This window comes from Moorena sp. SIO3B2 (assembly GCF_010692525.1).
Lineage (GTDB): Bacteria > Cyanobacteriota > Cyanobacteriia > Cyanobacteriales > Coleofasciculaceae > Moorena > Moorena producens.
The window spans coordinates 1-6,933 of record NZ_JAAHHE010000316.1; the positions used below are offsets into that span (position 1 = coordinate 1).

At 43.8% G+C, this 6,933-nt stretch carries 6 protein-coding genes and 2 pseudogenes; 6 read left to right on the forward strand and 2 right to left on the reverse strand.

The features are described 5' to 3' along the window. Window positions 1–673: 673 nt before the first annotated feature. The 4 genes and pseudogenes from F6K38_RS32265 to F6K38_RS32275 all read left to right on the forward strand — a co-directional run bounded on the left by F6K38_RS32265 (window position 674) and on the right by F6K38_RS32275 (window position 5,629). Window positions 674–922, forward strand: a complete 249-nt coding sequence (locus F6K38_RS32265; RefSeq protein ID WP_287359168.1) for a hypothetical protein — start codon at window positions 674–676, stop codon at window positions 920–922. Between the two features lie 27 nt (window positions 923–949). Beyond that, window positions 950–1,189, forward strand: a pseudogene (locus F6K38_RS44515) (ParE family toxin-like protein); the annotation flags it as partial. A 156-nt stretch (window positions 1,190–1,345) separates the two neighbouring features. Beyond that, window positions 1,346–1,831: a hypothetical protein gene (locus tag F6K38_RS32270; protein WP_287359171.1), complete on the forward strand. Its 486-nt coding sequence runs from the start codon at window positions 1,346–1,348 to the stop codon at window positions 1,829–1,831. Continuing rightward, window positions 1,832–5,629 (forward strand): NB-ARC domain-containing protein, encoded by a 3,798-nt coding sequence (locus F6K38_RS32275; RefSeq protein WP_287359173.1) that lies wholly within the window; start codon window positions 1,832–1,834, stop codon window positions 5,627–5,629. Here the strand turns inward: F6K38_RS32275 and F6K38_RS32280 are convergent. Continuing rightward, window positions 5,610–5,768, reverse strand: a complete 159-nt coding sequence (locus F6K38_RS32280; RefSeq protein WP_287359176.1) for a hypothetical protein — start codon at window positions 5,766–5,768, stop codon at window positions 5,610–5,612. The genes F6K38_RS32275 and F6K38_RS32280 overlap by 20 nt on opposite strands. Before the next feature lie 204 nt (window positions 5,769–5,972). Between F6K38_RS32280 and F6K38_RS32285 the strand changes: the two genes are divergently transcribed. Continuing rightward, window positions 5,973–6,254: a hypothetical protein gene (locus F6K38_RS32285; protein ID WP_287257291.1), complete on the forward strand. Its 282-nt coding sequence runs from the start codon at window positions 5,973–5,975 to the stop codon at window positions 6,252–6,254. A gap of 2 nt (window positions 6,255–6,256) precedes the next feature. Next, window positions 6,257–6,664 (forward strand): type II toxin-antitoxin system VapC family toxin, encoded by a 408-nt coding sequence (locus F6K38_RS32290; protein WP_287257292.1) that lies wholly within the window; start codon window positions 6,257–6,259, stop codon window positions 6,662–6,664. 49 nt (window positions 6,665–6,713) lie between these two features. Here the strand turns inward: F6K38_RS32290 and F6K38_RS32295 are convergent. Beyond that, a pseudogene (locus F6K38_RS32295) lies at window positions 6,714–6,933 on the reverse strand (hypothetical protein); the annotation flags it as partial.

Below are 6,933 nucleotides of genomic sequence, written 5' to 3' on the forward strand. Positions count from 1 at the left end.
AGCATGAAGTATTTTTTTGGCTGGGGCGTATCCATTGTTGCTTATGACTTCCAGCCTTTTTCTCTGTTCTCGACTCAGAATCACCTTGTCTCGTTTTCCTCTTCCCATACTTTCCGCCTCAGTTATCTTATTTCTATTGCACTATTTTAGCTGTGCCACGCCAGTAGGGTGTGTTAGGGACGGGCTCGCCCTGATTGTCACGGTCGCCAGGGTTGGGATAGCCCGTCCCGTAACGCACCACCGGCCCTTTGAATAATATGCATCCAGCCAGGATTGATGATCGTGATATTTTTGGCATCATGGAAGTAACTCCTATGTGAGTGGGAGGAAAACCGCGCTGATTTGATAAAGGCTGTTACCAGCGCGGTTATTAGTATCGGTCGTAACTTTCTATAGTATAGATAACTCCTGGAAAAAATGCAAGGGGTAATTAAAAATATTTACATTTATTTACAAATAAAAATTTGACTCATTTATGTAGTAAATTTTCTGTAATTAATTGTGTGTTTTTTTATAGCAATACTAAATTAATAATTGTGATGATTTTTGTTTACTGCTCCGAAGTCCCTGCTCCCTTATCCCTTATTCCTGCTCCCTTTGTACATCAATCCTATGTTTACATTTAAACTAAAAATGCTATAACATAGTATCAATTATCATTTACAAACTAGTTATGTTCACTCTTGATGAAATCGAAACGGCTATTCGACAATTACCGAACAGCGAGATTCGAGAGCTGGCAGCCCGCTTACAACATTATTTAGATGATTTAGACAATAAGTGGGACCAGCAGCTAGAATCTGATCTAAAATCAGGAAAGCTAGACAGCCTGATTGCCAGAGCAGAAGCAGATATTGCTACCAATCAAGTTAAGGAGCTTAATGAAATCCTTTACGACAGGTGCGACCTGTGGCGAATTTAATTCGCCAACAGAAAGCGCACCTAAGCTGATTTTTGGAAAACTTACGCCTTACTTCCGACCTCAGTTAAGGAGCAAGCGCGAAAAGCTTACCGAATTTGGCAGCAAAATCAATTTCATCCATCATTGCACTTCAAGAAAGTGGGCAACAATCTTTGGTCAGCACGTATCACTCTTAACTACCGGGCTTTAGCAATCAAGAAAGGTAACGATTATTACTGGATTTGGATTGGCACACACGATGAGTATCAAAATCTTATCAATAGCTAATATTTTGCCGATTTAAATTTGATACTACTCAGTTATCAAAAAAAACTCAAACCCTATCCCCCCACTCCCGATTCCCGATTCCCGATTCCCTACTCCCTGCTCCCTGCTCCCTTTGCTTTAGTTATATACTAAAACTGTGAGTAATCTCGTTCAACTATGGAACCATTAACAACTGCAGGTTTAGCTATTGGTACTGTGCTGGCCACTAAAGCCCTAGAAAAAACTGGGGAAAATATCGGGCAAGTTCTCTGGGACAAAGTTAGCAGGTTTCTGGAATTCCTGAGAAAACAGTCTCCAGAGACAGTAACTGCGATCGAGCAAGCTCCAGAGCAAGCACTTGATTATGCCAAGGTGGTATTGGAAGTAGAAGCGGCAGCGAAGCAAAATCCCCAAGTTGCCCAAAGTATGGAGCGTTTGGTGACTACTGTTGATCCTGAAGCTTTGCCTAATTTAGAGGAAATTATTCAAGACATTAACAAAGCCTTGGAATCCCACCAAGCTAAGCGTGATAATTACAACATTGAGAAAGTAGATAACCAGGGTAACTTCGTCCAAGGGAAGAGTATTAATCAAGATAATACTAATATTGGAGGAAGCCAAAATATTATTAAAGGCGACCAAACTATTAATTATAATACTTGAGTGGAGTCGCCTGGGAGGCAGGTTAACCAAACTCGACAAAATCAAGCACCCCCACTACCTTCGTATTATGTCGAACGCCCGGAAGTCAGCCAACGACTAAAACAAATTCTGTTATCCCAAGAAACTGCTAGAGCTGGCACTTTAGTGGTTAGTGCCATCTATGGCTTAGGAGGCATTGGTAAATCCACGTTAGCTGCAGCATTAGCCCATGATCCAGAGGTTCAATCCCATTTTCCCGATGGGATTTTTTGGGCTACTTTAGGTCAGCAACCTGATATCTTATCGTTTCTAAGTACGTGGATACAGCAATTAGGAGATTATGATTTTAAACCGATTAATATTGATAGCGCTTCTTTACAATTAAGAACGTTATTATCTGATAAAAAAGCCTTGCTAGTCGTGGATGATGTTTGGCATCCTGACCATGTTGAACCGTTTCGAGTAGCTGGAGATGGCTGTCGGGTTTTAGTCACTACCAGAGAAGCTCCGGTTAAAGGTGCGATTCGCTATGATTTAGATGTGATGACTCTAAATCAATCCTTGGAGTTATTAACGTCTTGTTTCAACAATGAGTTAACTAATCAAGAACTCGACTATGCTAAAACCTTAGCCAAAACCGTCGGCTACTTACCCCTAGCCTTAGAATTAGCTGCTGCCCAAGTTAGGGATGGATTCTGTTGGGAAGAGTTACTGGATGAGTTACAAGCAGAAATTGCTAGTTTAGAAGCCTTGGATCGATGGGAAGCAGAAGAAGAACCAAGTGACGCTAAGCGCAAAAACTACAGTCTAGTCGCTTCGTTTAATCTCAGTTTAAAGCGATTATCTGCCGAGAGATTGAAACAATTTGCTTGGTTAGGGGTACTGCCGGAGGATGTCACTATTACTGAAACCATGGCCACAACGTTATGGAAATGTAATTCATTTCAAGCTAAAAAGACTTTACGATACTTACGACAAAAAGCGTTATTACTACCAGGAGTCTCTAGTACCCAAAAAACTAACTATCGCCTCCATGACCTGTTACATGATTTAGCCCGTAATCTGCTGCAACCAGAGCTAGGATTATCAATTACAGAAGCCCATCAGCAATTATTAGAACGTTATCAAACTAAGACCGAAAAGGGATTATGGCATACATTGCCCGATGATGGTTATATCTATAGCCACTTAACCTGGCACCTAGAGAAAGCTGAAAAGATAGATCAAATTCATCAACTCCTGAAAGAAGAAACTCCAGCAGGAGATAACGGTTGGTATTGGCAGTGTGATAGACAGGGAAACACTGCTAATTTTATCAAGGATGTATCGAGAGCTTGGGCAATAGCAGCAGATAATTTTACAGAAAATCCTACAGAATCGATTAGTCTACAGTGTCGGTATGCTCTGATTACCACATCCCTCAACAGCTTGGCTGGAAAGATTCCTCCAGGGTTAATGGCAGCATTACTGGAGAAAAAAATCTGGACGCCAGCCCAGGGACTAGCTTATGTGCGACAGAGCAAAAATTCTAGTAGTCAAGTAGAGGGTTTGAAGGCAATTAGTAAGTATCTTCCGGCTTCTTTATTACCAGAAGCCTTAGATTGCGCCAGAGGGATTAAGTATGAATACTTCCGAGCCGATGCCTTAATGGCCTTAGCCCCCCAATTACCGGAAGTGTTACCAGAAGCCTTAGATTGCGCCAGAGGGATTTCGGATGAAGAATACCGAGCCTATGCCTTAGTCGCCTTAGCCCCCCACTTACCCGATGTGTTGTTACCCCAAGCCTTAGATTGCGCCAGAGCCATTCGGTATAAATACAAACGAGCCGATGCCTTAATCGGCTTAGCCCCCTACTTACCCGAAACGTTGTTACCCCAAGCCTTAGATTGCGTCAGAGGGATTGGGTATGAAAAAGACCGAGCCAGAGCCTTAATCGGCTTAGCCCCCCACTTTCCCGAAGTGTTACCAGAAGCCTTAGATTGCGCCATAGCGATTGGGGATGAAGACCACCGAGTCGATGCCTTAATCGGCTTAGCACCCTACTTAACGGAAGTTTTGTTACACCAAGCCTTAGATTACGCCAGAGCCATTCGGCATGAATCCTCCCGAGCTTTATTAGTCGGCTTAGCCCCCCACTTACCCGATCTGTTACCGGAAGCTTTAGATTGCGCCAGAGGGATTTCCCATGAATACCACCGAGTCATAGCCTTAGTGGCCTTAGCCCCCCACTTTCCCGAAGTGTTACCAGAAGCCTTAGATTGCGCCATAGCCATTCGGTATGAATACGAAAGAGCTAATGCCTTAATCGCCTTAGTCCCCCTCTTACCCCAAGTGTTACACCAAGCCTTAGATTGCGCCATAGCCATTCAGAATGAATACGACCGATCCTATGTCTTAATCAGCTTAGCCCCCCACTTACCCGAAACCTTGTTACCAAAAGCCTTAGATCGCGCCATAGCGATTGGGGATGAAAAAGACCGAGCCAGAGCCTTAATCGGCTTAGCCACCCACTTACCCGAAACGTTGTTACCCCAAGCCTTAGATTGCGCCATAGCGATTGGGGATGAATCCCACCGAGCCGATGCCTTAGTCGGCTTAGCCCCCCACTTACCTCAAGTGTTACCAGAAGCCTTAGATTGCGCCAGAGGGATTTGGGATGAATCCCACCGAGCTAATGCCTTAATCGGCTTAGCCCCCCACTTCCCACAAGTGTTACCAGAAGCCTTAGATTGCGCCATAGCGATTGAGGATGAATCCCACCGAGCTAATGCCTTAATCGGCTTAGCCTCCTACTTCCCACAAGTGTTACCAGAAGCCTTAGATTGCGCCATAGCGATTGGGGATGAATCCCACCGAGCTAATGCCTTAATCGGCTTAGCCCCCCACTTACCCCAAGTGTTACCAGAAGCCTTAGATTGCGCCATAGCGATTGGGGATGAATCCCACCGAGCTAATGCCTTACTCCGCTTAGCCCCCCACTTACCCCAAGGGTTATTACCAAAAGCCTTAGATGTCGCCAGAGCTCTTGAGGATGAATTCCACCGAGCAAAAGTCTTACTCGGCTTAGCCCTCCTCTTACCTCAAGTGTTACCAGAAGCCTTAGAGGCCGCCAGAGCCCTTCGGTCTGAATTCTCCCGAGCCGATGCCTTAAAGGACTTAGCCCCCTACTTCCCACAAGTGTTACCAGAAGCCTTAGATGCTGCCAGAGCGATTGGGGATGAATTCTCCCGAGTCCATGTCTTAAAGGACTTAGCCCCCCACTTCCCACAAGTGTTACCAGAAGCCTTAGATTGTGCCAGAGCCCTTCGGTCTGAATTCTCCCGAGCCGATGCCTTAATCGCCTTAGCCCCCCACTTCCCACAAGTGTTACCAGAAGCCTTAGATTGCGCCAGAGCCATTGGGCATGAATCCTCCCGAGCAAAAGCCTTACTCGGCTTAGCCCCCCACTTACCTCAAGTGTTACCAGAAGCCTTAGACTGCGCCAGAGCCCTTGGGGATGAATCCCAGCAAGCATTAGCCTTAATCAGCTTAGCCCCCCACTTACCTCAAGTGTTACCAAAAGCCTTAGATTGCGCCAGAGCGATTGGGGATGAATCCTCCCGAGCCCATGTCTTACAGGACTTAATTAAGACCTTAACTCCTTCGTCAGTTGATTTTCCTTTTTGGCAACAAATTCTTGATAGTTTAGCTAGTCTAACCCGTCCCAATTTTCTTAAAGCTCTTCCTGAATTAGCTCCTTTAATCATCCACTTTGGGGGTATTGAAGCCCTAAGAGAAACGGTGGCAGCGGTTGATGATGTTAGTCGATGGTGGAAGTAGGGAATAGGGAGTAGGGAATCGGGAATCGGAACCCACCCCTAACCCCTCCCAGGAGGGGAACGGGAATCGGGAATCGGAACCCACCCCTAACCCCTCCCAGGAGGGGAACGGGAATCGGGAATCGGGAATCGGGAATCAAGGATAGAGGATTTATGATTAGCTTTAGTGGGTGTGGAGCGAATGGGTGTTAGGATTCAGTTGATGCCTGTGCCATGGGGAAGAATTGCGCTAAGCTAATGTTAGCTTAATCATGGGCAAGTTTAGTTTTGCTAACTAAGCTAGACTATATATAACCTAAATTAATCATAAGTAAGCCTCTCATCTCATCAAAACAATACTATCCATGGAAAACGTCAATCAAATCACATTAAATTTACCAATAGATTTGCTGAAAACTACAGAAGAACTAATTCAAACAGGACTAGTCAATAATCTTGAGGAATTAGTTGTGTTAGCCTTACATCATGAAATTGTTAAACTTAAACAATTACAGCAACAAAATCAACAGCTACCAGAAAATAACAATGATGTAGATGATCCCATTTGGGGACTCGGAGATAATCCAGTTGTGGGTGGAGTCAGTGATGCTTCTACATCTATTGATCAGTATTTATATAACTATTAATAATGAATTGCTTGTTTTTAGACACAAGCTATCTTATAGCTTTAGAATTGGCTGATGACCAAAATCACCAAATCACGTTAAATCATTGGCAAAGTTTAGACAGAAAGACTTTAAAATTAGTTACAACGTCTTATGTTTTTGATGAAGTGGTAACCTTCTTAAATAGTCGTTATCTTCATAGTAAAGCGGTGGAGATAGGAAAACGTTTACTAACCAGCTCTGTAGTAGATTTGATTCAGGTTAATGAAGTTCTTTTTTTAGAAGGATGGGACTATTTTCAGAAATATCAAGATAAATCCTATTCGTTAACAGATTGCCTATCTTTTGTGGTGATGAACAAGCTAAAAATTAATGTTGCTTTAACATTTGATCAACATTTTGTACAAGCCGGATTTATTAAGTTACCATAAAACGTAATTCTTAGGGGGTGCATTTCATAGTAAGCATTCAGCTATGGTTTCAAGTCATAATCCCGACTAAAATTTCCAGCAACTGGGTTAACTCTTCTGGGACGATGTAGCGCTTGGGGTCTTGTTGTATGGAACGTTCAAGGCGATTAAAAGTACCGAAACGCCAGTCTTCTCCGGTGGTAACAATGCCATACAAAATTCTCTGGTCAGACTCGATCCACTGATCAAGGGCAACCAACTCCACCGCCAGTTGAGTGAAGCCCCGTACC